This is a genomic window from Bifidobacterium sp. LH_491, from assembly GCF_056356495.1.
In genome coordinates this window covers 715,195-739,895 of record NZ_JBKEUI010000001.1, presented here as the reverse complement: position 1 = coordinate 739,895, position 24,701 = coordinate 715,195, and the positions used below count along the sequence as shown (strand labels likewise).

18 protein-coding genes and 1 tRNA gene are annotated in these 24,701 nt (G+C 59.6%); 4 read left to right on the top strand and 15 right to left on the bottom strand.

From position 1 onward, the window contains the following. Positions 1 to 48: 48 nt before the first annotated feature. Entirely contained in the window at positions 49 to 1,950 is a 1,902-nt protein-coding gene (locus AC1AWK_RS02615; RefSeq protein ID WP_476567880.1) for an FtsK/SpoIIIE domain-containing protein, read from the top strand. A gap of 126 nt (positions 1,951 to 2,076) precedes the next feature. Next, complete coding sequence (locus AC1AWK_RS02610) at positions 2,077 to 2,355, top strand: WhiB family transcriptional regulator (RefSeq protein ID WP_476567878.1); 279 nt, start codon at positions 2,077 to 2,079, stop codon at positions 2,353 to 2,355. A gap of 96 nt (positions 2,356 to 2,451) precedes the next feature. Here AC1AWK_RS02610 and AC1AWK_RS02605 read toward each other — a convergent pair whose 3' ends face one another. Beyond that, the gene (locus AC1AWK_RS02605; RefSeq protein WP_476567876.1) at positions 2,452 to 3,939 is read right to left on the bottom strand and encodes a sensor histidine kinase; all 1,488 of its coding nucleotides are present in this window, start codon (positions 3,937 to 3,939) and stop codon (positions 2,452 to 2,454) included. A gap of 130 nt (positions 3,940 to 4,069) precedes the next feature. Here AC1AWK_RS02605 and trhA point away from each other — a divergent pair, with 130 nt between their 5' ends. Continuing rightward, positions 4,070 to 4,960, top strand: coding sequence for a PAQR family membrane homeostasis protein TrhA (trhA, locus tag AC1AWK_RS02600; RefSeq protein ID WP_476567874.1), 891 nt, complete (start codon positions 4,070 to 4,072; stop codon positions 4,958 to 4,960). A gap of 121 nt (positions 4,961 to 5,081) precedes the next feature. Here trhA and AC1AWK_RS02595 read toward each other — a convergent pair whose 3' ends face one another. The 12 genes from AC1AWK_RS02595 to AC1AWK_RS02540 form a co-directional block, all read right to left on the bottom strand. Beyond that, positions 5,082 to 5,561, bottom strand: coding sequence for a GreA/GreB family elongation factor (locus tag AC1AWK_RS02595; protein ID WP_476567872.1), 480 nt, complete (start codon positions 5,559 to 5,561; stop codon positions 5,082 to 5,084). A 63-nt stretch (positions 5,562 to 5,624) separates the two neighbouring features. Further along, the gene (locus AC1AWK_RS02590; RefSeq protein WP_476567870.1) at positions 5,625 to 6,029 is read right to left on the bottom strand and encodes an FKBP-type peptidyl-prolyl cis-trans isomerase; all 405 of its coding nucleotides are present in this window, start codon (positions 6,027 to 6,029) and stop codon (positions 5,625 to 5,627) included. A gap of 108 nt (positions 6,030 to 6,137) precedes the next feature. Continuing rightward, positions 6,138 to 7,589, bottom strand: a complete 1,452-nt coding sequence (locus tag AC1AWK_RS02585) for an L-serine ammonia-lyase (protein ID WP_476567868.1) — start codon at positions 7,587 to 7,589, stop codon at positions 6,138 to 6,140. 139 nt (positions 7,590 to 7,728) lie between these two features. Then, positions 7,729 to 7,810: transfer RNA gene (locus AC1AWK_RS02580), tRNA-Leu, on the bottom strand. 31 nt (positions 7,811 to 7,841) lie between these two features. Next, a complete protein-coding gene (locus AC1AWK_RS02575; RefSeq protein ID WP_476567866.1) occupies positions 7,842 to 8,852 on the bottom strand; it encodes a Ppx/GppA phosphatase family protein in 1,011 nt (336 codons plus the stop codon). A 75-nt stretch (positions 8,853 to 8,927) separates the two neighbouring features. After that, entirely contained in the window at positions 8,928 to 9,479 is a 552-nt protein-coding gene (locus AC1AWK_RS02570; RefSeq protein ID WP_476569553.1) for a DUF501 domain-containing protein, read from the bottom strand. Between the two features lie 46 nt (positions 9,480 to 9,525). After that, positions 9,526 to 10,065, bottom strand: coding sequence for an FtsB family cell division protein (locus tag AC1AWK_RS02565; protein ID WP_476567864.1), 540 nt, complete (start codon positions 10,063 to 10,065; stop codon positions 9,526 to 9,528). An 88-nt stretch (positions 10,066 to 10,153) separates the two neighbouring features. Beyond that, on the bottom strand, positions 10,154 to 11,446 hold the full coding sequence (gene eno / locus AC1AWK_RS02560) for a phosphopyruvate hydratase (protein WP_476567862.1): 1,293 nt from the start codon (positions 11,444 to 11,446) through the stop codon (positions 10,154 to 10,156). A 73-nt stretch (positions 11,447 to 11,519) separates the two neighbouring features. After that, complete coding sequence (gene mfd, locus AC1AWK_RS02555; protein ID WP_476567860.1) at positions 11,520 to 15,080, bottom strand: transcription-repair coupling factor; 3,561 nt, start codon at positions 15,078 to 15,080, stop codon at positions 11,520 to 11,522. Beyond that, the gene (pth, locus tag AC1AWK_RS02550) at positions 15,070 to 15,666 is read right to left on the bottom strand and encodes an aminoacyl-tRNA hydrolase (protein ID WP_476567858.1); all 597 of its coding nucleotides are present in this window, start codon (positions 15,664 to 15,666) and stop codon (positions 15,070 to 15,072) included. Before pth ends, mfd begins: the two co-directional genes overlap by 11 nt. Positions 15,667 to 15,740: 74 nt before the next feature. Beyond that, a complete protein-coding gene (locus AC1AWK_RS02545) occupies positions 15,741 to 16,280 on the bottom strand; it encodes an N-acetyltransferase family protein (protein ID WP_476567856.1) in 540 nt (179 codons plus the stop codon). 241 nt (positions 16,281 to 16,521) lie between these two features. After that, positions 16,522 to 19,743 carry a UPF0182 family membrane protein gene (locus AC1AWK_RS02540; protein WP_476567854.1) on the bottom strand — a complete coding sequence of 1,074 codons (3,222 nt, stop codon included), beginning with the start codon at positions 19,741 to 19,743 and terminating at the stop codon, positions 16,522 to 16,524. Positions 19,744 to 19,900: 157 nt separating this feature from the next. Between AC1AWK_RS02540 and AC1AWK_RS02535 the strand changes: the two genes are divergently transcribed. Further along, on the top strand, positions 19,901 to 21,346 hold the full coding sequence (locus AC1AWK_RS02535; protein WP_476567852.1) for an aspartate ammonia-lyase: 1,446 nt from the start codon (positions 19,901 to 19,903) through the stop codon (positions 21,344 to 21,346). A gap of 139 nt (positions 21,347 to 21,485) precedes the next feature. Here the strand turns inward: AC1AWK_RS02535 and AC1AWK_RS02530 are convergent, their stop codons facing one another. Then, positions 21,486 to 23,474: a DEAD/DEAH box helicase gene (locus AC1AWK_RS02530; protein WP_476567850.1), complete on the bottom strand. Its 1,989-nt coding sequence runs from the start codon at positions 23,472 to 23,474 to the stop codon at positions 21,486 to 21,488. A 187-nt stretch (positions 23,475 to 23,661) separates the two neighbouring features. Beyond that, entirely contained in the window at positions 23,662 to 24,567 is a 906-nt protein-coding gene (locus AC1AWK_RS02525) for a cation efflux transmembrane domain-containing protein (RefSeq protein WP_476567848.1), read from the bottom strand. Positions 24,568 to 24,701 lie beyond the last annotated feature (134 nt).

The window sequence follows — 24,701 nt, the reverse complement described above, 5'->3', positions numbered from 1 at the left end:
AGTCACATACACTTGTATCCATGCATGCCCTTGGCCCATACTCGCCGTATGCCTATTGCACATCCCCGTCACCGCATCCTTGCCCAATGGGGCATATATGTCGCTACTTGTCTGCCACTAATCGCCCATCTCGCTCTGCTGGTCACCCTGTGCCTGGCAAGACAATGGATGTTCGCACTGATGATGGGCTCGGCGCTGGTTGGCTCCGGCGGTACGGTGGTGGCATCCCTACGACGCCAACGGCAACGCAACGCCATGCGGCGCGATCACGCCAGCGGCGACGAATCCCCCGACGCCCCCATTTCCTCCCCCATTTCCGACCACATACCAGCAGCTGCGCCGGCTTCAGCATCGACATGCATCCTACCTATGCGCAGCCTCGAAGAGCTGCTGGGACTATCCGATTCCCAACCGTGGAAATCCATCACCTACCGATGGCTATGCCCTCCATACTTCCATGCCGTATTCGCCACCCATAACGGTCAACCTTGGGGCCTCGACCTGCCCCGCCAAGGACCACACGCACTAGTCGCCGGCACCACCGGATCGGGCAAATCCGTCCTGTTGCAAAGCTGGTGCCTGGCATTGTGCACACAACTTTCGCCCCATGCCGTGCAATTTGTTTTTCTAGACTTCAAAGGTGGCGCCACCTTCCGTCAATTGGCACGGATGCCCCATACCGTGGGCAATGTGTGCGACTTGGATCTCGCGCATGCCATGCGCGCCATACGGGCGCTGGAACGTGAGCTCGAACGACGTGAACGCATGGTGGCCACCGCTCACACCAGCGACATCGATGCACTAGCCCGACCACCAGCACGACTCGTGGTTATGCTCGACGAATTCCACGCCTTAAAAGAACGCCTGCCCGACGCCATGGAACGCTTGATGCACATCGCCTCCATAGGACGTTCCCTAGGCATCCATCTCATCGTATGCACCCAACACCCCATGGCGCAGGTCAGCGCCACCATGAAAGCGAATATCACGCTCAATCTGTGTTTACGCGTGCGCGATTCCACGCAGTCCCTCGAACTGCTTGGATCGCCTTGTGCCGCTTCCATCAGCCCATACCAGCCTGGCACGGCGTATTGTCAGGACGGCAATGCACTTGTTCCACTTCGCTGCGCCGCCAGCGAACGCCTCGATCGTCTGGTCGACGCAATATGCACCGCAGCCCGATTCCATCACATTTCCCCGCCCCAAGACCTTTTCACCGCTCCCCTACCAACACAGGTCGCATGGCCGGACATTGCCCACGTCACATATGAGGGAGCCTGTCATGAGGATGATGTGCCCTGCGGGCTGGGCGACGACGGCGTCCGTACATCGACGCTTGCACTCTGCCCCCATCGCGGCAATATCCTCCTGTTAGGACCGCCCTCGCGAGGCACCAGCACCGCTTTGTCCACGCTGCATACGGCAGCACTCTCACGCGGTTACCATGTACGGCACACGATTGCCTTATCACAAACTCCGTATGCGAGCGACAGCGTCGCATCGTGCCCGGCATGCGTCCAATTGCCGCCGTCACCACCGACAATGCCCAGTTCACCCTCGCCTGATTCGCCGTCTTGCACGACGTTCTCGCCCGCTGCCACATCTTTTATACCGTCTTGCGCGTCGCGTCCCGCATTGTGGCTTATCGACAACGCCGATCTGCTCGCCGACCCGATGGCCTCTCATCCGCTGCGTCAACAGTGGCTCGACGCCATACACGACAGCAACACCACCGTAATCATCGCCGTACATAGCGCTCGGTCGCTGCGCATCCCCGACGACTGGCCGACCCGTATGGTATTCCCCACAGCTGATCGCGCCACCGACAGCCTCAACGGCATACCAGCCAGCATCATCAACGACATCAGCATGCGCGATGCCGCCACGCCCGGACGCGCCGTATTAATCGAACCTCACGGCGTACACCTGATGCAATGCGCCATGCCTTGACGAAACCGTCAATGTTGACATCACACAAAAAAAGCACCGTGTCCCCTCTTGATTAATCCCCCCATTCGTGGTTATCTGTTATGAGTCAATGAGTGGATGACCAACTAAATCAAGAGAGGGCATTGTATGAGCAGTGCATTTGACTGGCGTGCCAAGGCTGCGTGTCGAGACAAAGATCCGGAACTCTTTTTCCCAGTGGGCAACACCAGTACCGCGTATCAGCAGATTGACGAGGCGAAGGAAGTCTGCCGTACGTGCAAAGTCATCGACGCCTGTCTGAAATGCGCATTGGATACCAATCAGGATTACGGCGTGTGGGGTGGTCTGAGCGAGGATGAGCGACGCGCATTGAAGCGTCGCGCCATGCGCGCCCGTCGCTCGCAGGCCATGCAGATGCAAGCCTAATACATTCGACACTAAGTAGTTGGGGCACATTTTCCGTGGAAAATGTGCCCACTTTTTCTTCGAACGTCATCTTTACACGTACACCGACACCAGACACTACTCTGCCTGTGCCGCACGTAATTTCATATCCAGCACCACACGAGTACCGCCCTCACGACGGGACTCCCAACGCACCGTACCTCCGAAATCGTTGGTCACAAACGTATTGATGATCTGCGTACCCAAGCCAGACCCGGACGAACGGGCCATACCCTGTCGCTCCTCGGTTTCCAGCCCCGAGCCGTCATCCTCAACCACGACGTTGAGATTGTTGCCGCCACGGCCCACGGAAATGGTAATATGCCCCTCATGGCGCCCCTCGAAACCATGCTCCACCGCATTGGTGATCAACTCGGTAAGCACCAAGGACAACGGTGTGGCGTCCTGCGCCGGCATCATGCCGAACTTGCCGACGAAATCAATACTGATATGCTGGTCGCGCATCGTTGCCAAGTCCACACTCATCTTAAGCAGATTGGAAATCACCTTATCGAAATCCACAATCTCATCGGCGGTTTGGCTCAAGCCTTCATGCACCATGGCGATGGTCTGCACACGACGCTGCGCCTCCCCCAGTTCTTTCTTCACTTCCGGCGAGGAGGTTTTGCGCGCTTGGAGACGCAGCAGTGCCGACACTGCCTGCAAGTTGTTCTTTACACGATGGTGAATTTCGGAAATGGTGGCATCCTTTGTCTGCAATTCACGTTCGCGACGACGCAATTCCGTCACATCACGACACAGCACGATGCCGCCGCAGCGACCTTGCGGATCGGAGAGCGGCAACGAACGCATGGAAACCGCGGACCGATTGGCATCCAACTCCGAATCCACCGCAGCCTTGCCAGTCAGCACCAGCGGCAACGTTTCCGGAACGGGATCGTTGCGACGTAGCAGCTGCGTGCCGATTTCACTTAAATACTGGCCCTGCATCGTACTCACGGACCCCAGCCTGCGGAAACAGCTGATGGCATTCGGCGAGGCGTACCGCACCACACCGTCTTTGGTCAACACGATAAATCCATCGGCCACCCTGGCATTGTGACGTTGATTCATCACCGGATTAACATACGGGAACTGCCCTCGTGCGATCATCTCGTACAGTTGCTTACCGGCGTTGATGCTTTCGGATTCATACCGGCCGTTGGACTCACGGGTTGCCATGTTGGTTTCACGCACTACCAACCCCAGCGTCTTGCCATGGCGCCGAACAGGGGCATACACATTGCATACGGTGGACTTACCGATGCTGCGCAATACAGTGGAGCGGAATATGCCCTCCCCTTGTATGGCGGCGTCCAACTCATCGGTCATATCTTCGGTCATCACTTTACCCACCACATCTTCAGCCCGTAGACTCATCACCGTGGAAGGACGGCATTGCTCGGCGATAACGTAATGGCCTTCGCCATCCTGCACAATCAGCAGCAGGTCAGCAAAACTCAAATCAGCAATAACCTGCCAATCGGCGACCAAATGGTGCAACCACTCGCGGTCTTCTTCATCGAAATCGGGACGGGTCGCCAAAATATGTGAAAAATCTGCCATGCACACCATGATACGCAAGGCAATCGGACGAACACGCATAATCACACGACACACCACATGCCAATGGTGCGAGCAATAACGATATTACGGTATCGTAGGTTACGGTTGCGTAACCTACGATGGAGGACCCATGCACACATCAGCAACGAGCGGGAGCGAACACACCACAGACCAACGCTCCCAACTCATCCAGCAAGTACGCCAGACGCGCATCGACGCTATACGCACCAATGCCGAGCATAAAGCCGAACGCATACGCCGCAAAGCCGACCTCAAAGCCTTACGCATCCTGGCCAGCGCACACCAGCGCATAGCCAGGCTCGAAGGCAGCGATACCCAGCCCGCCAAGCGCATCCGTCTTGACGTACACGGCCGACCCAAGCCCTCTATGCGCGGCTGGCTACATCTCGGCGCCACTCCCTTGGCACTAGCCGCCGGCATCGTATTGATTTGTCTGGCACACGGTACCGGACTCAAATGGGCTTGCGCCGTCTTCATGCTGTCCTCGTTGATTCTGTTCGGCAACTCCGCGCTCTACCATGTCGGCGACTGGTCGCCGCGCGTCACTGACATCCTGCGCCGCATCGATCACATGAACATCTTCCTTCTCATCGCGGGCACCTATACACCAGTGTCATTCGCATTGGATCCATCGTGGCGCAACGCCATCATCGCGGGTATCTGGTCATGTACTTTGGTGGCACTTATTATCCATGTCATCTGGATCAGCGCACCCCGGTGGCTATACGTCATCGTCTACATCGTCTTCGGCGTGGCCGGTGTGGGCTTCATGGGACTGTTCCTCACTTCCCCCTACGCCGGCATTCCCGTCGTCGCACTACTTGCCGCGGGAGGCGCCAGCTACATCGCCGGCGCCATCGTATATGCCCTACGCAAGCCAGACCCGTGGCCGCGTGTCTTCGGCTTCCATGAAATCTTCCACCTAGGCACCATCGCAGGATACGCCTGCCATATGGTCGCCATCTACATGGTGATCGTGGCCCTATGGAACGCGAGATAGCCACACCCCATCACCACATCACCAAGACTGGATCATAAATGCGCACGTCAAACAGCCGTACGGCGATGATGGGCGGGGCATGGTGGCGCTCCGCCCATCATCGCCGTACGCCGGCCACACGCTAGTTCAGCGGCTTGGACTGCGTAATCGTCACACTGATCTCACGACCGTTGGGAGCCTGATAGCTCACCTGATCGCCCTCGTGCGCTCCCATAATCGCCGCACCAATCGGCGACTCGGGACTGATGACGTCATAATCGGTCGCCACTGCGATATCACGCGATCCCAGCACATACGTCATCGAACGACCCGCCATATCCAAGGTCACTACCGAACCATTGCCGACCACACCGGCCTTAGGGGCCTTGAGAATCTGCGCATTGCGCAGTTTCACGGTCAGCTCGTTGATACGGCCTTCGTTTTTGCCCTGCTCCTCACGAGCCGCCTGGTAGCCGCCGTTCTCCGACAAATCGCCTTCGGCACGCGCCGCGGCGATACGTTCAGTGATTTCCTCACGATATTCGCCTTCACGATAGGTCAATTCGTCCTTCAGCTTGTCGTACGCCTCTTGCGTGAGCAGAATTGTTTTTTCCTCAGCCATCATCCCTCCTTAGATCAGTGGTCTTCGTTGTCCGCCGGAGCGTCCGTAGCGCCGGCCGATGCTTTATCGCGTCGAAATGATGTCGATTACGAACACCAGCGTATCGCCACCGCCAATGCCTGCCTGCGGCACGCCGCGCGATCCATAGCCGTACTCCGGCGGAATCGACACCACCAGACGCGATCCGACATTATGCCCCACCACGGTCTGATCCCACCCCTTGATAACCTGGCCCACGCCAATGCCGAAACTGGCCGGCTGGTGACGCTGGAAGCTGGAGTCAAACGGGTCGGACTTGCCCCAGACCACGCCATGATAGTTCACCGTCACGGTATCTCCGCGACGAACCATCGGGCCGTCGCCTTCCACCAATTCCACGGCCTTCAACCCGGCAGGCGGCTGCTCTCCAGGGAACGTAATCACCGGAGTCGCGCCAAAGTCCGCGTTCACCTCAGGCATACCTGTCATTGTTGTCTCCTTCCACAAGACATAATGTGACCTACACTAGCACTCTTGCCGACGGCACCGACGCATATCCGCGCACGTTCGCCCTCAGCCATGTCGGCGAAGCGTCGTTTAGCACTCCACCACGTTAACGGCCAAACCGCCTTTCGACGTTTCCTTGTATTTGGCCATCATGTCCTCACCGGTATCCTTCATCGTTTTGATGGCTTGGTCAAGGCTGACGATATGGGTACCGTCTCCCAGCATCGCCATACGCACCGCATTGATGGCGGTGTTCGACGCCATCGCATTACGCTCGATACATGGCACCTGCACCAAGCCCGCCACCGGATCGCACGTAAGCCCCAAATGATGTTCGATACCAATTTCCGCCGCGTTTTCCACCTGTTCAGGCGTGCCCCCCATCACGGCGCACAATCCGGCGGCAGCCATGGAACACGCCGAACCAACCTCGCCCTGGCACCCGACTTCGGCGCCAGAAATCGACGCATTGCGTTTGAACAGATACCCGATCGCACCAGCCGTGAGCAAAAACTCCACAATGCCGTCCTCATCCGCATGATCTACGAAATGCCAGTAATACGACATCACCGCCGGCATGATACCAGCCGAACCATTGGTCGGCGCGGTCACAATGCGACCGCCCCCGGCATTCTCCTCGTTCACCGCCAACGCAAACAGATCAACCCAGGCTGCATCCGAATCCTGCAACGCTGACGAACGTGCGCGACGCGACGCGCCAAGCACATCGCTTTGTGCGGCCAAGCGCCGATACATACCAGGAGCGCGACGCGGCACCTGCAAACCACCCGGCAACACAGCCATCGTGCTATGGCATCCACGCTCCACACAATCACGCATCACATCCCACGCATGCAGCAAAATCGAGCGAATCTCCTGATCGCTGCGCCACGTGAGCTCATTGCGCCACACCACCTGCGCAATGGATAGGTCATGCTCGCGGCATATGGCTATCAGTTCGTCGCAGGACGTGAAATCGAATGGCACCGGATCGTTCGGTTCGCCGCCAGACTGCTCCAGCATCGTCTCTTCCTGAGGCACACGCTCATGCATGCCGATAACCGGATCGTCTACATGGCCCTGCCGCACGAAACCGCCGCCAACCGAATACCACACCTGTTCGTCCACCACCGCCTCTTGGTCGTCGTAGGCGACGAAACGCATGCCGTTGGGATGCACAGCCATACGATGCCATCCGTCAAGCTCGACATCCTGTGCAAAATCGAAGGCGATCGTATGCTTGCCCAACAACGTCAACGTTCCACGGCGATCACATTCTTCATGAATCGTCAGCACATGGTCGGTATCCACCGTATCAGGCATGTTGCCTTCCAACCCAGCCACAGCGGCACGATCCGTGCCATGCCCCAATCCGGTAAGCGCCAGCGAACCGTACAACGTCGTATGCACCCGAGCGACACGCCACAGCAGACTGCGGTCATCCAAACTCGCCACAAAAGCCTGCGCCGCGCACATCGGCCCCACGGTATGCGACGAGCTGGGGCCCACACCGATCTTGAACATTTCCAACACGCTGAACATCAGACATCACTCCCCGCGGCACACAGCCACACGACGATTTGCCATGGATTGCGCATGACATTGCACACGCCGACACGGAACGCCTCCCGCATCCAACCGGTCAGGCGCAAACCGCACCGCGCAACTGACCAAACCTCGGTACCCCCTGCGGGACTTGAACCCGCAAGCCAAAAGGCGATGGATTTTAAGTCCACTGCGTCTACCGATTCCGCCAAGGGGGCTTGCGACGGGCAATACCCGTCAGCGTCGATATTAGGACAGCTCGCCGCGTTGCGCAAGCACGCGACGCCCACAATCCAATACAATGCCATCCAACAAGCCGTGCTCGCTGGCGACAAACGAGTCCAACGGCACGCCGTGATCCTCACGCGCCGCCTGCGACACGCGGTGCAATACCCGGCTCCACACCAAAGCACCACCACCGACCACATCAATACGCCCGGGATGAATTGTGGCATATTGTGCACGTTGCGCACGCGACATGCGCAAAAAACGGTCGTTGACCTCATAGGCCGTCGTCAACGGCAATCGCACGCCGTCAACCCGCCGATGATCATAGGTCGGCAAATCCAACGCCAACGCGGTCATGGTGGTCACCGTACCCGACACGCCGATCAGCGTACGCGCCTTACCCACAGGCACACGACGCATTGCTTCATCGATATGGGCGTCGATATCAACGATGGCCGCGTCGATCTGGCGTTGCGTGGGTGGGTCATCCAACAAATGCCGTTCGGTCATACGCACCGAACCGATATTCATGGAATAGGCATGCTGCACTTGCGAAACAGGCATCGACACACCATCGCCGCCCAACACCATCTCCGTCGAACCGCCGCCCAAATCCACCACCACAAACGGAGGCTCCAACATACTGCGGTCGGCAATGCTCGTCGCGGCCAGAAAACTTAAATCGGCTTCCTCGCGCCCGCTAATCACTTCGGGGCGCACGCCAAGAATCTCCTGCATCCGCGATTCAAATTCATCACGATTACGGGCGTCACGCGTAGCCGACGTCGCCACAAAGCGAACCGCATCCACACGATGCCGCGCCAGCACCTGTGCGAACTCACGGGCTGCGGCATACGCGCGTTCCAAAGCCTCGGGCGCAAAACGACGAGCCGTATCCACGTCCTGCCCCAAACGAATCACCCGCAGCATACGCGGCACGACGTCACGCATGCCATGCCCATCCACTTCGGCTATCTTCAGGCGAATGGAATTCGTGCCACAATCAATCCCCGCCACTATCGCCGGTTCCATACGTTCCCTTCCTTTTCCTCACCAACGCGGCATACGGTGCCACGGCACGAGCTGCCTAACGTCGCCGCATACCAGTCATAGCGTCGCACAGCGACACACCTGCGGATCAAATTCCCCGTGCACACGTTCCAACACCAAGTCGCCTATCGGATTGACGCCACTCCCCATCACCAATGATTGAGCGATCAACGCATGCAGACACTTCACCCGCTCCGGCATGCCACCAGCGCTAATGCCCTCGATATGCGTCTCATCATCACCCAGGCGAGACGCCAGTTCATGACGCAGCATCAAATATGCCTCATGCGCCCGCACATAGCCTTGCGCCACGTCATCGTCATTTTCCAGCATATCGGCGTAAGCACGCATGCAGCCATCCGCCTCAAGGCGAGACACCGCCTTAACCGCCTCAGGACTGGTCAAATAGCAGGTCGTCGGGAACGGTACGCCACCGGGCAATACAGGCCGCGTCACCACCGCCAACGGATTGCCACACACACAGCGGGCTCCCACGGCGACCATACCACGGGGAAAACGTCCCAATTGACGTTCCACGATGGCGATATCACGCTCATCGACCTGCGCGTCGCACCATTGGTCGACCATAGCGCGCACACGATGCTCCATGCCTTGTTGCGTCATCCCTTGTCCTTTGTCCGCTTACTGATTCCGTTTACTGGTGGGCACCATCAGCAGCACGCTGATCCGTGGCTGCATCTTTCTTACTGGCTGTGTCATGTGTATTCGTAGCCTCACTTCCCTCCGATGCCGCATCCGGCTTATCGGCCTGTTGGAAGGCGTATGACAGCTCGCTATACCACGGCAATGAGGTACGGGTCTCGCCTGACTGCGTATTCTTGCTCGACTCATCGTCGCTCTGCCCCGTTACCGCTTCTGGATGTTCCACCTGAATGGCCTGTTCGCCCGGGAACACAAATCCCAATCGCTCACGAGCCTGAGCCGTCACATAGGCTTTGTCATCCCAACGCTTGATCTCGTTTTCCAAATCCTGCTTCTTCTGCACCAGCGACGCTTCCTGACGCTTGAGTGCATTAAGCTGCGAAAGATTCAAGGCATAGGTTTGAAACGTGGATACCAGCTGAATCGCGCCGATGGCCACGATAAACAACGACACAAAAAACGCTATGGGCCCCGCGCTGCTTTTGGACGATGAACGCTTACCACGCGCGGTCTTCGATGTCGATGATGCCATGCCTATGAAAATACCCGCCGCATTCGACGAATCGAATGCGGCGGGTTGCGCTATACATGCCTAAAGCCGAACGAATGCCGGCCTAGGATCACATGTATTGCTTGCAGGCCTTGAACGCGGTGTAGCCAGCGTACTGCGCGGTGGAGCCGAGCTCCTCCTCGATCTCCAGCAAGCGGTTGTACTTGGCGATGCGCTCGCCACGGGCCGGAGCACCGGTCTTGATCTGTCCGGTGTTCTTGGCAACCGCCAAGTCGGAGATGGTGGTGTCCGGGGTCTCACCGGAACGATGCGACACCATGGAGGTGAAGCCGTTCTTGGTGGCCAGCTCGATCGCGTCGAGTGTCTCGGTTACGGTGCCGATCTGGTTGAGCTTGACCAGCAGCGAGTTGGCGGCGCCGAGCTCGATGCCCTTGGCCAGTCGGGCCGGGTTGGTCACCAGCAAATCATCGCCGACGAACTGCAGGCGGTCGCCCAGGCGCGCGGTGATGGCGGCCCAGTCTTCCCAGCCCTCTTCCTGGAACGGATCCTCGATGGACACGATCGGATACTCGTTGACGAGGTTCTCGTAGTAGTCCAGCATGTAGGCGGACTCACGCTCTTCACCGTCGAAGCGGTACTTGCCGGTCTCCTTGTTGAAGAACTCGGAGGAAGCCACATCGAGCGAGATGCCGATCTGCTTGCCCGGCTCATAGCCGGCGGCAGCGATGGCGTCCATGATGAACTTGATGGAATCCTCGTTGGACTTCATCTTCGGAGCGAAGCCGCCCTCATCGCCCAAACCGGTCGCCAGGCCCTGCTTCTTGAGCACGGACTTGAGGGTGTGATACACCTCGACGCCCGCACGCAGCGCCTCGGAATAGGTCTCGAAGCCGTACGGAGAAATCATGTACTCCTGGATGTCGGTGGCGAAGTCAGCATGCGCGCCACCGTTCATGATGTTCATGTTCGGCACCGGCAGAATGTGACCGTTGGTGCCACCCAGGTAACGGTACAACGGCATGCCGGCGGACTCGGCCGACGCATAGATGGCGGCCAAGGACACACCTAGGATGGCGTTAGCGCCCAAACGGCCCTTGTTCGGAGTGCCGTCGAGCTCGATCATGACCTCGTCCAGCGCACGCTGATCAGAGGCATCCATGCCGATGACCTTCGGCGCGATCTCTTCGTTCACGGCCTTGACGGCGTTGAGCACACCCTTGCCCAGGTACACGGACTTGTCGCCATCGCGACGCTCCCAAGCCTCGGCCTCGCCAGTGGAAGCACCGGAAGGAACCAGACCCAGGCCCTGAGCGCCGTCTTCGGTATCCAGCACGACCTCGACGGTCGGGTTGCCACGGGAATCAAGAATCTGACGCGCGTATACGCTTTCAATTACTGCCACAACTACTCCTTTAATTTAGGTTGTGATGACGCTCTCCACAATAATGCGGTTTGTGGACGAGGCACACGGCGAGTCACCGACCGACCAATGCCGGTTGTGCAGTCCACGACAAATCGTCCAACAACTGCTGCGTCCAGGCCAGCACCTCATCGGAATCCATCGGTTTGGAACCCAATGATCCGGCGAAGGGAGCCGGAATGGTCATCATGTGGGTCACCGGACGGTATTGCGCTCCCGGATAAATACGTGACATGCGCATCTGCAAGGATTCGGGCGGGTCGAATTTGCCCACGCGCACCGACTTGCCTTGCGCGATGATATCGCTCAGTCCCATGGCCCGCGCATGATTGCGTAGCCTCGCCACCGCGAACAACGCCGCGAACTCACTAGGCGGCACACCATAGCGGTCGGTAAGCTCGTCATGCAAATCCTGCAAATCGTCCTCCGTACGCGCCGCGGCCAGTTTGCGATACGCCTCCAGACGCAACTTATCCGAATCGATATAGTCCACGGGAATCGACGCCTCGATGGGCAGGTCGATGCTCACCGCCACGGGTTCGGTGCGTTGCGGCTCCTTGATCTGCTCCACCGCCTCGGACACCATACGAACATACAAATCGAAGCCCACGCCCTCAATGTGCCCCGACTGCTGATCGCCCAACAGGTTGCCCGTGCCTCGAAGCTCCAGATCCTTCATCGCCACATCAAATCCCGATCCCAGCGCCGTATGCTGCGCGATAGTCGCCAGGCGGTCATGCGACTGCTGGGTCATCGACTTGCCCGGATCATACAGGAAATACGCATACGCACGCTCGCGCCCGCGTCCCACACGGCCGCGCAACTGATGCAACTGGCTTAGACCGAAGCGGTCGGCATGATCGACGATGAGCGTATTGGCATTAGAAATATCCAATCCCGTCTCGATAATCGTCGTACACACCAGCACATTGATGTCACGGTGCCAAAAATCACGAATCACATGGTCCAACTGCTTTTCGCCCATCTTGCCATGCGCCACCGCAACCTGCGACTCAGGTACCAACCCGTGAATGCGCTCAGCCACGGAGCCGATGTCCTCGACACGATTGTGCACGTAGAACACCTGTCCTCCGCGCAGCAGCTCACGGCGGATGGCCGCCGTCACCTGCGCATCCTCGTAGGCACCCACATACGTCAGCACCGGCAGACGATCTTCCGGCGGCGTGGCCAGCGTCGACATCTCACGAATGCCGGTAACCGCCATCTCCAATGTGCGCGGAATCGGCGTCGCCGACAACGACAGCACGTCCACGTTGGTGCGCAGCGCCTTCAGCGTTTCCTTATGCTCCACGCCGAACCGCTGCTCCTCGTCGATGATCACCAGCCCCAGATCCTTGAACGCCACCGAAGGGTTGAGCAACTTATGCGTGCCGATGACCACATCCACCGTGCCCTCGCGCAAGCCCTCGACCGTCTCCTTGATCTCCTTGGCCGTCTGGAAACGGCTCATCGCCGCCACATGCACCGGGAATCCGGCAAAACGCTCGCTGAAGGTTTCGTAATGTTGCTGCACCAACAGCGTGGTCGGCACCAGCACCGCCACCTGCTTGGAATCCTGCACCGCCTTGAATGCCGCACGCAAGGCGATTTCGGTTTTGCCAAATCCCACGTCGCCGCAGATCAACCGGTCCATCGGCACCGGTTTTTCCATATCGGCCTTCACCTCATCAATGGTGGTCAGCTGGTCCGCGGTTTCCTGATACGGGAACGCATCCTCCAATTCCTTCTGCCACGGCGTATCGGCGCTGAACGCAAAACCGGCGGCACGTTGACGGGTCGAATACAGCTTGACCAAATCGTCGGCGATTTCGCGCACATGCTTGCGCGCCTTGGCTTTGGTGGCCGCCCAATCCGAGCCTCCCAACTTATTGAGCTTCGGCGTGTCGGCACCGATGTATTTGCTGACCTGATCGAGCTGATCCGTGGGAATGAAAAGCTTGTCGGGCGGCGCATTACGCTTGCTCGGCGCGTATTCGATCACCAGATACTCGCGGGTGGTCTTGTTCGCCCCCGTGCCGATGTCACGCTGGCGCATCTGCACGAAACGCCCGATGCCATGCTGTTCGTGCACCACATAATCGCCGGCCTTCAGCTCCACCAAATCCAGCGCCTTGCGACGACGCTTGGGAGCGGCCGAAGACGCCGAGGTTCCCGACCGTCCAGTCAGATCGCGCTCCGTAAGCACCGCGACGCGAGCCGCCTCATCGATGAAACCATCGCTCACCTGCGCGCGCACCGTCTCGAACGCCGTCACGCCAGTAAGCTGTATCGCGCGGGACAACCGAGTCAACGTGCCCTGCGCGGCGGCGGTCAACGTCACCGCATACCCCTCGTCGATAAGCCCGGTCAGCCCTTGGGCGGCCTTCGCCTCATCACCGCGATACTCCTGCGCACCGCGCGCCGGCAATGCCACACGACCTGCACGAGTCCCATCGACGCTCAAGCTCGTCAGCCGCCATATCTCACAGCCGCGCGAAGACAGGCTGTCGACGCTATCCGCAAAATCAAGGAAGCTTGCCTGATCGAAGCTGATCGGCGCACCCGAGCCATGCCCGGACGCCGCCACATGCCAACTTGCCGCCAAGAACTCATTCGCCGTAGCTGTCAAATCTTCGGCCGCTCGGCGCAAACGCTGCACATCGCACAGCATCACCACGGCATCACCAGGCAGCAGGCTCGCCACAGGCGACATATCGTCCACCAACGCGGGCAGCAAGGATTCCATGCCCTCCACCGCAACGCCGTTGGCAATCGATTCCAACATATCCTCGGCATTGGGAATGCTGCCGATCAGGCTATGCGCACGCTCACGCACCTGTTCGGTCAGCGGCAATTCGCGGCATGGCGTGGCCCACACCTCATCGATGTCCTCGCCGTACGTGCGCTGGTCCGACGCATGAAATTGCCGAATACCGTCAATCTCGTCGCCAAAAAACTCCACGCGCACCGGATGAGGCAATGTCGGCGGGAAAATATCGATCAAGCCGCCACGCACCGCGAACTCGCCGCGATCCATCACCAGATCCACCCGCGTATACGCATGCTCCACCACGCGGCGCACCGCATCCTCGAGCGCGATCTGTTCGCCGCGGCGAAACACCAGCGGCTCGATATCGCCCAAGCCCGACACCACCGGCTGAATCAGCGAGCGCACCGGCATCACCAACAGGCGAATCGGACCGAATATGTCACTGTGCCCATGTGGATGCGCCAGACGACGGAACACGGCCATGCGATTGGCCACCGTGTCGGCCCGCGGCGACAGGCGTTCGTGCGGCAGGGTTTCCCATGCGTCCAGTTGGGCGATGTCATTCGGATCGCCGTCGTACCACGAACGCAACGAAGCCGCCATGTCTTGCGCGTCCCGGCTTGATGGCACCACCATGACCACCGGACGACTGTGAGCGACCTGCGCCGCGATCGCCGGGCGGATGCCGTCGACCGCGCCGACGACGATACCGGGTTCGCCGTCCTGAGGGTCAGGGTCTATTTCGCCGCGTACCAATCGTTGCAGCGCTTCATCAAGGTCAAGACGTTCCAGTATTTGCGCCAACGCGCCATAGGACACTTGTGGTTTCGTGGATTCAGCGGGCATGGAATCGCTCCTGCGCCGCGTGCAGTCCTTCGATGATCACCATTTCGGCGGCATCGGCGCCGTCGGCCAAGAATTCAGGCAATTGCTTGCGCTGCTCAGGGCCGAAGCCTCCGAGTACCCAATTGATGGTGTTGTCGTGCGCCCGGGCACCGCGTTGTGCGTGGCCCACGCCCATACGCACGCGCGCGTACTTGGGCGTATCCAACGAACGGTCGATGGATTTGATGCCGTTGTGTCCGCCCGCGGAGCCTCCCGCCTTGAGCTTGATACGACCAAAGTCCAGATCCATATCATCATGCACCACGACGATATGGTCCGGTTCGATCTGGTAGTAAGCGCTGATGGACGATACTGCGGCACCGGAATCATTCATATATGTCAATGGCTTGGCCAGCATGAATTTGACCATGCGTCCCGACAGTTGCATCACGCCTTTGCCCAGCAAGGCCAGACCTTTGTGGTCAGAGAAGGACACCGACCATCGTTGCGCCAGCACGTCGGCCACCATGAATCCCATATTGTGCCGGGTGCCTTCGTATTTGGCGCCGGGATTGCCCAATCCGACGATCAACCACATATCGGCCATGCTCTTCACTCCTCACATGCCGTACAACTCACGTATCAAGAAAACCCCACCATTGTAGCCAGCCGAATCGACGGTTAGCCTGCCAGAGTGCGATACCAGTATCCCATGTCGCGCACCTTGCCGTCGCCGCTGCGCACCGCCTGCGGCAACACGCCAAAACAGGTGAATCCCAGATGGCGCAATACGGCCTTGGAAGCCTCGTTGTCGTCGAACACGATGGCGGTGGCATGCGAAAAGCCACGCTGCACCGCGGCATGCACCAACCATTGAGCCATGCGCTGTCCCCAGCCGCGCCCGCGCCAGCGCTCGTCCAGATAGTAGCTTAATTCCGCCACGCCATCGTAGCCGGCACGTTCATGGAATGCCGACAGCGATCCGAACCCCACCACCATACCGTCATATTCCATCACCACCACCGGGTAACGATCGCGCGGCGCATGCGCCTGCACCCACGCCCGGCGCTGCTCGACGGAGCGGGCGGTCAGATCGGCCGATGACCCGCCCCGCAGCACCGCCTGGTTGTAGATGCGTGTAATGGCGTCGATATCGCCGTCCTCGGCGTTTCGAATCAACGGTACGGATGCTTCGACATGTTCGGAAACGGATGCGTTCATGGGTCTGAGCATAGTCACCGAGCCGCCGACCTGCCAGTCTACCGAGCGACCAGTCTACTCACCTGTCAACCACCTCCGCCACACACGATGCCGGACTGCCGTAGTGCCACACTACCGCGACAGCACAATGCCGGCGATTGGCCCACATACGACCATGCGCACGCGTTGGGCTCGTTTGCCACTCGCACGCGCATGTCCGACGGCCCGGTCACGACGACCGGTCGACAGCCCGCTGCCGCAGTCAGTCCTCCAACGCCAACGCGCGGTTCAACGCCTCCTGCAGACGGCTTTGCGCTTCGCCGTATGCGCTCCAGTCGCCCGAACGCATGGCGGCGTCGCTGTCCTTCATGGCCTGCGAAGCATCCGACAACGCTTGCCGCAGCTCGGTGGAGTCGCCTCCTTCGTTCGTTGACGGCGAGCCTGATGAGGCGTCGTTCTTACCGTCGCCCGCATTACCGTCGTCCACAGTGGCGTCACCTGCAGCTCCGCCACCCTGCGATTGACCGCCCGCATTCTGGACGTCACCCGCCGAGGCTCCCGAATCGCCGCCGAACACCTGGTCCAGCGCCTCATTGAGCGTATCGGCGAAGCCAACCTGATCGCCGAACGCCACCAACACCTTCTTGAGCAACGGGAAACTCGTCGAACCGCTGGATTGTACATACACCGGCTGCACGTACACCAAACCGCCGCCCAGCGGTAAGGTGAGCAGATTGCCGCGGTTCACCTTGGTCGACCCGGACTCCAGCAAATTGAGTTCCTTGGACACGTCGGCGTTCGCATTGAAGTTGTTCTGCGCCTGACCAGGTCCCGGCACGTTGGAATCCTTCGGCAGCTCCTGCAAGCGCAACGTACCGTAATTCTTGCCGATCACACCGGCCTTATTGCCCGCATCCGAATCCACCGAGAGGAACCCGGTGAGGATCTCCCTGGTCGCGTTGCCCGCGGGAATGTAGGTGGAGGTCAGCGAGAACACCGGCTGCTTGGTACCGCCGGTTTGCAACGTCAGATAATACGGAGGCTGCAGCACGTCCTCACGCTGCTGTTCCTTCGACTCGGTCGGATCGACCGGTGTCTGCCAGAAATCCTCGCCGGAGAAGAATTGGCTGGCCGTCGTCACATGGTACTTCGCCAACAGCTGACGCTGCACCTTGAACAACCCTTCCGGATAGCGCATATGGCTCATCAGATCGCCGGACATATCCTTGATGCTGTGGTACTGCCCCGGGAAAATCTGCGACCACGCCTTGATCACCGGATCGGAATCATCCCACACGTACAGGTCGACCGAACCGTCATAGGCATCAACCGTGGCCTTCACCGAATTGCGAATGTAATTGGCGCGCTGGCTGCCCAAGCCCTTGACCGTCGAGGAGGTCACCGTTGTCGAATCCTGCGTGGCGCTGCCCAAATCCGTGGTTTGCGAATACGGGTAGGCATCGGAAGTGGTGTAGCCATCCACAATCCACTTGACACGGCCATCGACCACCGCGGGATACACACGGCCGTCCAACGTCAGATACGGCGCGACCTTGGCCACACGCTCGCGCGGATTGCGGTCATAGAGAATCTGCGAGTCGGACGTCACACGGTCGGAGAACAGAATCTGATCGGAACCGAAACGAATCGCGTACAGCAACCTGGAGAACAGATTACCCACCGAAGGACCACCATCGCCGTCGAAGGTATTGGTGGCGCCTTGCGAGCCGGTGGGATAGTCAAACTCCCACGACTGCGTGCCCTTGGGCGCGCCCACAATGGAATACTCCGGCGCGTTCGGCGAGAAGTAAATGCGCGGCTCATAATGCTGCGTATCGGTGAGTACGCCCTGCGTGGGGATGCCCGATTCGAAGAATTCCGGCTGGCCGTCCGACGTCACCTTGTTGCCGTACGCCGCGACGATGCCATAGCCGTGCGTGTACACCGTATGGTCGTTGACCCAGTTGCGGTTGTCGTTGCCGGCAAGGTTGAGCTCGCGGGCGGCAATCACCGTATCCTGGCTGACGCCGTCGATGTCGTATTTATCCACCGCCAAGGTGTCGGCAAACGTATAGTACTGCTTCGACTGCTGCAGCTGCTTGAAGGTGGGTGCAACCACCTGCGGGTCCAGCAAACGTATCTGCGCCGTGGATTCGGCGTCCTGCGCCAACGCGCCGCTCTTGCCTTCGGTGGTGGCCTGATACTGTTCGACCTTCAGCCCGTCGAGTCCGTACGCCTTGCGCGTGGCGTCGATATTGCGCTGGATGTACGCGGATTCCATTTCCTGGGCGTTGGGATCGACCACGAAACGCTGCAGCAACGCGGGCCAGGCACCGTTAAGCACCACGGACGCCGCCACGCCCACGGCGATGGCGATCACCGGCGTGCGCCAAGCACGCAAGGCCGCCGAAGCGCGCACGCTGACCGGAGCGGGACCACGCAGGGCATGGGAACGCATCAGCCATACAGCCAGCACCACACCAAGCACCGCGGTAATCGCCGCCATAATGAAAGTCACCGGAATGGTGGCGTGCACCGCCGTATATCCCGCGCCAGTGGTACGCGACCCCTCGACCGTCAGCTGCGAGAACACTCCCAGCACCTGACGCGCCGCCGCGCACAGCATGGTCAGCAGCAGCCATATCGCCAGCTGCCGGCGGGCACGAGTGGATATGCGGAACAATCCCTTGCCATGTACGGGCATCGTAATGGCGATACCACCCATCAGCACATGGGTAATCACACTGAAGGCCAATGCCACGGCCAATAGTATGAGCAACGCCGACACCATCAGCGTTAATCCCGGCAAGACGAATACATAGAAGCCGTTGTCAATGCCAAACTGCGGATCGCTCACCCCGAAGGACTGCGCATGGAACATCAGCAGAATCTGCGTCCAATCCGCGTTGAACTGGGAGCCGAACAGCACGCCGACCAGCAACGCCGCCACCACGGCCATCAGTCGGGCCTTCCTCGAACTCACGCTCTTGCCGACCTCAACCACGTCGCCGTTGATGCGCAACGTGGACCCGTCGGCGCCAGCAGGCCGCGCCCGAATCGCCAACGTGGCCGATACATAGGTCATCAACGCCATCACCACGGCATACGCCGCCCACAAGCCGACCTTGACGCCCAGCTGCGTCCAGATCACACTGGCGAATCCCAGCTGGTCATACCACATGACATCCGTAATGAACCGCGCCAACGCGAAAAACGCACCGACCAACACGGCCAGTACCGCGACAATCCCGATGAACCATGCGGTAAACCGACCGCCGACCACCGTGGTCTTGCCTCCCGCAGTTACCCGCGGCGCGCGGGGCGCGCGGGAACGCGAACCTTTGTCTGACGCGCGAGGCTCATCCCCATCCACCTGCACATCGAAAATCACCGGATCATCCGAAGATTGCCCGGAACGTTCGCCACGCTTGCGCGGATCGTTCTCGGGGTCGAACATCATACCAAAGGCGTCGAAAAAACTCATGGTCTCTAGCCTACTGGCAACGACGGAAGTAGCGCGCTACCACATGCAATATGCGCGAGGTTTTGCGCCCGTGGCGCAATCATCGGCATGCCGTGGCGTGTCCAACGCGCGTTGCGCATGATGGAATGCGGTATCGTCACACACAGGAGGTATTGATATGACCCACAATGGCACGGCGTACGACGATTCCCGCACGCGCATCGAGCACGACTGCATCGGAGAACTGGCTGTTCCCGACGATGCCTATTGGGGCATCCATACGCAGCGAGCCATCGAGAACTTCCCCGTATCGGGCATCACGGATGCCTCACATCCCGGACTTATCAAAGCCTACGCGACCATCAAACGCGCCTGTGCACAAGCCAACGCCCAGCTCGGCCTGCTGGACGGCGACATCGCGCGTTGGATCAGCGCCGCCTGTCTGGACATCGAATCCGGCAACCTGGCCGACCAGTTCCCCGTCGACGTCCTGCAAGGAGGCGCGGGAACCAGCTGCAATATGAACGTCAACGAAGTCATCGCCAACCGGGCGTTGGAACTGTCCGGACACCCGCGCGGCGACTACGGCCATATCCACCCCAACGACCACGTCAATCATTCCCAATCCACCAACGACACCTACCCCGCGGCTTGCAAACTCGCCATCGTGGACGCCATCCACCCGCTGGCGCAATCGTGCCGGGCGCTCGCCCGCTCCTTCCATGACTTAGCCGACCGACACGCCAATGACGTCACCTTGGGCCGCACACAATTGCAGGACGCCGTACCCATGACGTTCGGGCAGGAGTTCCACGCCTTCGCCTCGTTCCTCAAGCATGACCTGGCCACCATCGAGGCATTGGTCGAGCCGTTGTGCGAACTCAACCTGGGCGGCACCGCCATCGGTACGGGCATTTGCGCCGACCTGCGCTTCCGTCATGCCGCCGCCGAACATCTGGCGACCATTACCGGCCTGCCCATCGCCATCGCTCCCGACCCCATCGCCGCGGTCACCGACATGAGCGCCTACATCGCCGTCAGCGCGGCGCTGAAGAATCTCGCCATCCATCTCAAGAAAGCCGCCGACGATCTGCGTCTGCTCAATTCCGGCCCCCGATGCGGCTTCGGCGACGTGACGGTTCCCCCACGCCAAGCCGGATCATCCATCATGCCAGGCAAGGTCAATCCGGTGATTCCCGAATGCGTCAACCAGTGCTGCTTCATGATTTTCGGCATGGATGTCACCGTCAACTGGGCGGCCGCCGAAGGCCAGCTTCAGCTCAATGCCTTCGACCCGATCATCGTGCATGAATTACTCACCGGCATGACGTTATTGACCAAGGCCATGGATATGTTCCGTGAACGATGCCTTATCGGTCTCACCATCAATATCGAAGCGGGACTCTCCCAAGCCCAGAATTCCCCGTCGCTTGGTGCGGCGTTGAACGAAGCCATCGGCTACGAAGCGGCATCGGCCATCGCCAAGGAAGCGGTGGACACCAACCGCAGCGTGCGCGACGTGGCGCGTGTGCGCACTTCACTTACCGACGATCAACTGAACGAGTTGCTGGATGTCGCCACACTGTCACGCAAACTCGGACAAACCTGCCGGGAACGGCAATAGCCGCACTCTGCGCGGTGCACGACGACTCACTCCTGTAGGCGCCTTGTCGCATTGCTCGTACGCCATGCGACAGGGTGCCTGCGATTACGATGCCCATTCGCCCGGACAGCAGGTATCCCCACGAAGACGTGTCTAGCGCCTAGCGGCGCTTGCCTGAGGCATGTCGCGATGTACTGGATGGCGCCATACGAAAAGGCGTACGTTTGCCGTGCCCGGTTTTGCGCGAGCGTTTCATCGACACTTGCCGACGCTGCTCATCATGACGGGATGATTGTCGTTTTGTCGACGAATCGCGACGCGTATCCCGCTTGATAGATACACCACGATCGATGTGATCGGCGCGCTTGTGCGTTGCAGAACGCGATTCCTTCTTGGGTTGCGACGCACGATCATGACGGCGCGCACGGTAGTCATGCCGCTGCGTACGTTCACGCCGGGCTTGCATCCTGCGCTCATGCCGCTTCACCGATTCACCCCGTTCGTCACTGATGACCTCGATGGGCTTGCGGTGGATGCGTCCGCTTCCACGGGTGGGACGATTCACCGCCTCCTTGACCGTATCGCTGATCTGTTCGCGGGACGCATCATCTCGCCGGGCACGCTGAGCCGCGTCACGCCAAACCTCGGCATCGTCGCGCAATGCGCCACGCCTGGCATCACGCTCTCCATTATGACTGTCTTCATGACGAGACCGATTCCCGCGCGACCGACGGCGTTCTTGCGCAGCATCGTCACGACGTCCCCGACGGCGACGGCCACCGCGCTCACGCTCGCCATCGACATCGCCGGTATCCAACGTCCAATCATGCACGATGGGCGCGCGCTCTCCGGCCAATGCGCGGACCTGTTCGTCATCATGACTCACGGACTGTACCTCAACCCGCAAGCCAGCCTGCCGCATCAACCGCTGCGTATACCGCCGTTGCTCGGGCAACACCACCGTCACCACCGTACCGGTCTGCCCGGCACGCGCGGTACGCCCGGAACGATGCACCAAGGCCTTGATGTCATCCGGCGGATCGACCTGCACCACCAACCGTACTTCAGGTACATCGATGCCTCTTGCCGCCACATCGGTGGCCACCAAAATACGCACCTGCCCGGTTTCAAACGCCCGCAGATTGTTGTCTCGTTGGCGTTGGCTGAGATTGCCATGCAACTGCGCGGCCGGCATGCCGTTGCGCGTAAGATGCTTCGCCAGTTTTTCTGCCTGGTATTTGGTGCGCGTGAACAAAATACTGCGATCCACACCGCCGGCCAACGTGCGGATTAGCTCGTTCTTATCGCCGCGTGTAGTCTGCCAGACGAGATGGGTCATGGCATCCACGCTTTGCGCGGCACTATCCACGCTATGCTCACGCGGCTCATGCATAAAACGTTCGACCACATCGTTGACACCATGGTCAAGCGTGGCGGAAAACAGTAGGCACTGCGCATCGTCGTGCACCGCTTCCAACAACCGAGTCACCGCCGGCAAGAATCCCATATCAGCCATCTCATCGGCCTCATCCAGCACCGCGACGCGCACCTGTGACAACGACAGCAGCTTCTGGGACAGCAAATCCTCCAAACGACCCGGGCATGCCACGATGATATCGGCACCGCGATGCAAGGCCCGCTCCTGCTGGCGTTGCTTCACGCCGCCGTAAATCGTCACCGAACGAAGACCGTAGACCATGGCCAACGGCGTCAACACGTCGTTGATCTGGTTGGCCAGCTCACGTGTCGGCGCGAGAATCAACCCGCGTGGACTGGGCAGCGACGTTTCGGCCTGTGCCGCCATCGTCGCTCCCCGCCCAAGACATTCATCACCCAAACGGGCAACCAAAGGAATGCAGAACGCCAAGGTTTTTCCTGAACCGGTACGCCCCCGCCCCAGCACATCGCACCCTGCCAGGGCATCGGGAATGGCCTGCCGTTGAATGGCGAACGGTTCGTGCTTGCCTTCCAGCGCCAACGCATGCACCAAGGGCTCGGGCACACCCACCTCGGCAAAGCCTATTGTCCGATCCTGCGACGGTACGCTGCGGACGGATTGCACGGCATCGTCTTGCGGTCGACTGTCGCCGTAATCGGCGTCGCCGTCGCCACACCCCGCTTCCCAATTCTCGATGGTGTGAGTATCCATATGATGATGATTCGCATGACGACGAAGCGCATTGCGCGAAGAAACTGCGGTATTGGGCACGTTGGCCTTCCCTATGTCGATGAATGAACACGGCGAGCGCCGGGCTCCCCAACCTTAGCCGTATGCCCTGACCGACGGTTGTTATCCCACGGTGGATCTCGGTGCCACGCGTGGCCTCGTACAAGCTTTAGTCGAAGATGTAATTGACGTCCACGATATGCAGCCGTCCGGCGAGCGCCTGTTCGGTGCTGCGCTTGCATTCGTCCAAGTGGCTCACGTCGATGGTGTCGTTCTCGCATCGCAGATAAATATCCACGGTATGGCTCATGCCTTGCTTGAAGACGTGCAGATGGTCGAACGTAGTGCCGCCTGGAATATGGGTGCAGGCCACACCTTGCGCGAATCCTATGGTTTCGTCGTCCACGACGACGCCGCCGATGAGTTCGACCAAGCCATTGCGCAATACGGCGATCGGCTCTTTGACCGAGTAGGCCACCAACGCGATGGTGATAAAGAAGTCACCCAAATAGTGCATAAATCCCAACGGCGAATCGATGGGAATGAACAGAATAACCAGCGCCACAATGCCGATGCCGGCGGATAGAATGCCGTCAACCAATGTGGTGCGCGATTCGGCATCCAAAATAGTGCTTACATTGCCGATGCTACGGTTGCGGCGACGGTAATACAACACCATACCTAAGCAAATCGCCACCATAAGCAGCTCGTAGTACACCACCGGCCCCACAGTGATGGGGTCCCCATCGCCAGTGGCCAGATATACCGCGGCCTCTCGCGTGACGGTCATGGTGGAGAAAAGCAGCAACGCCATGGTCAACAATGCCTTGGCCACCGCATACAATGGTTCGAGCGCGAACATGCCGTTAGGAAAACGATCCGTGGTTTTCATGCTTTGTTTGGAAATCACGATGGCAACAATGCCGGAAATCAACGCCACAATGGTGAACGCCGCGTCCAAAAACAGCGCCTCCAATCCGGTCATAAAGAACACCACCATGCCGGCAGTTCCCATAAAGGCATTGGCGATGATACCCACCCGCAATGCCGCGCGTTCCACTTGCTTCTGTTGCATGCTGCACTCCTTGTCTTCTACCCGCATCACGGGCACGGTTCATTACCCCCACGTCCATATTATGGGAAATCTACACGCATGTACAACGCTATAGCTCTGGGCGCAACGCCAAGCGGCCCCAAACCCGTGTCCAC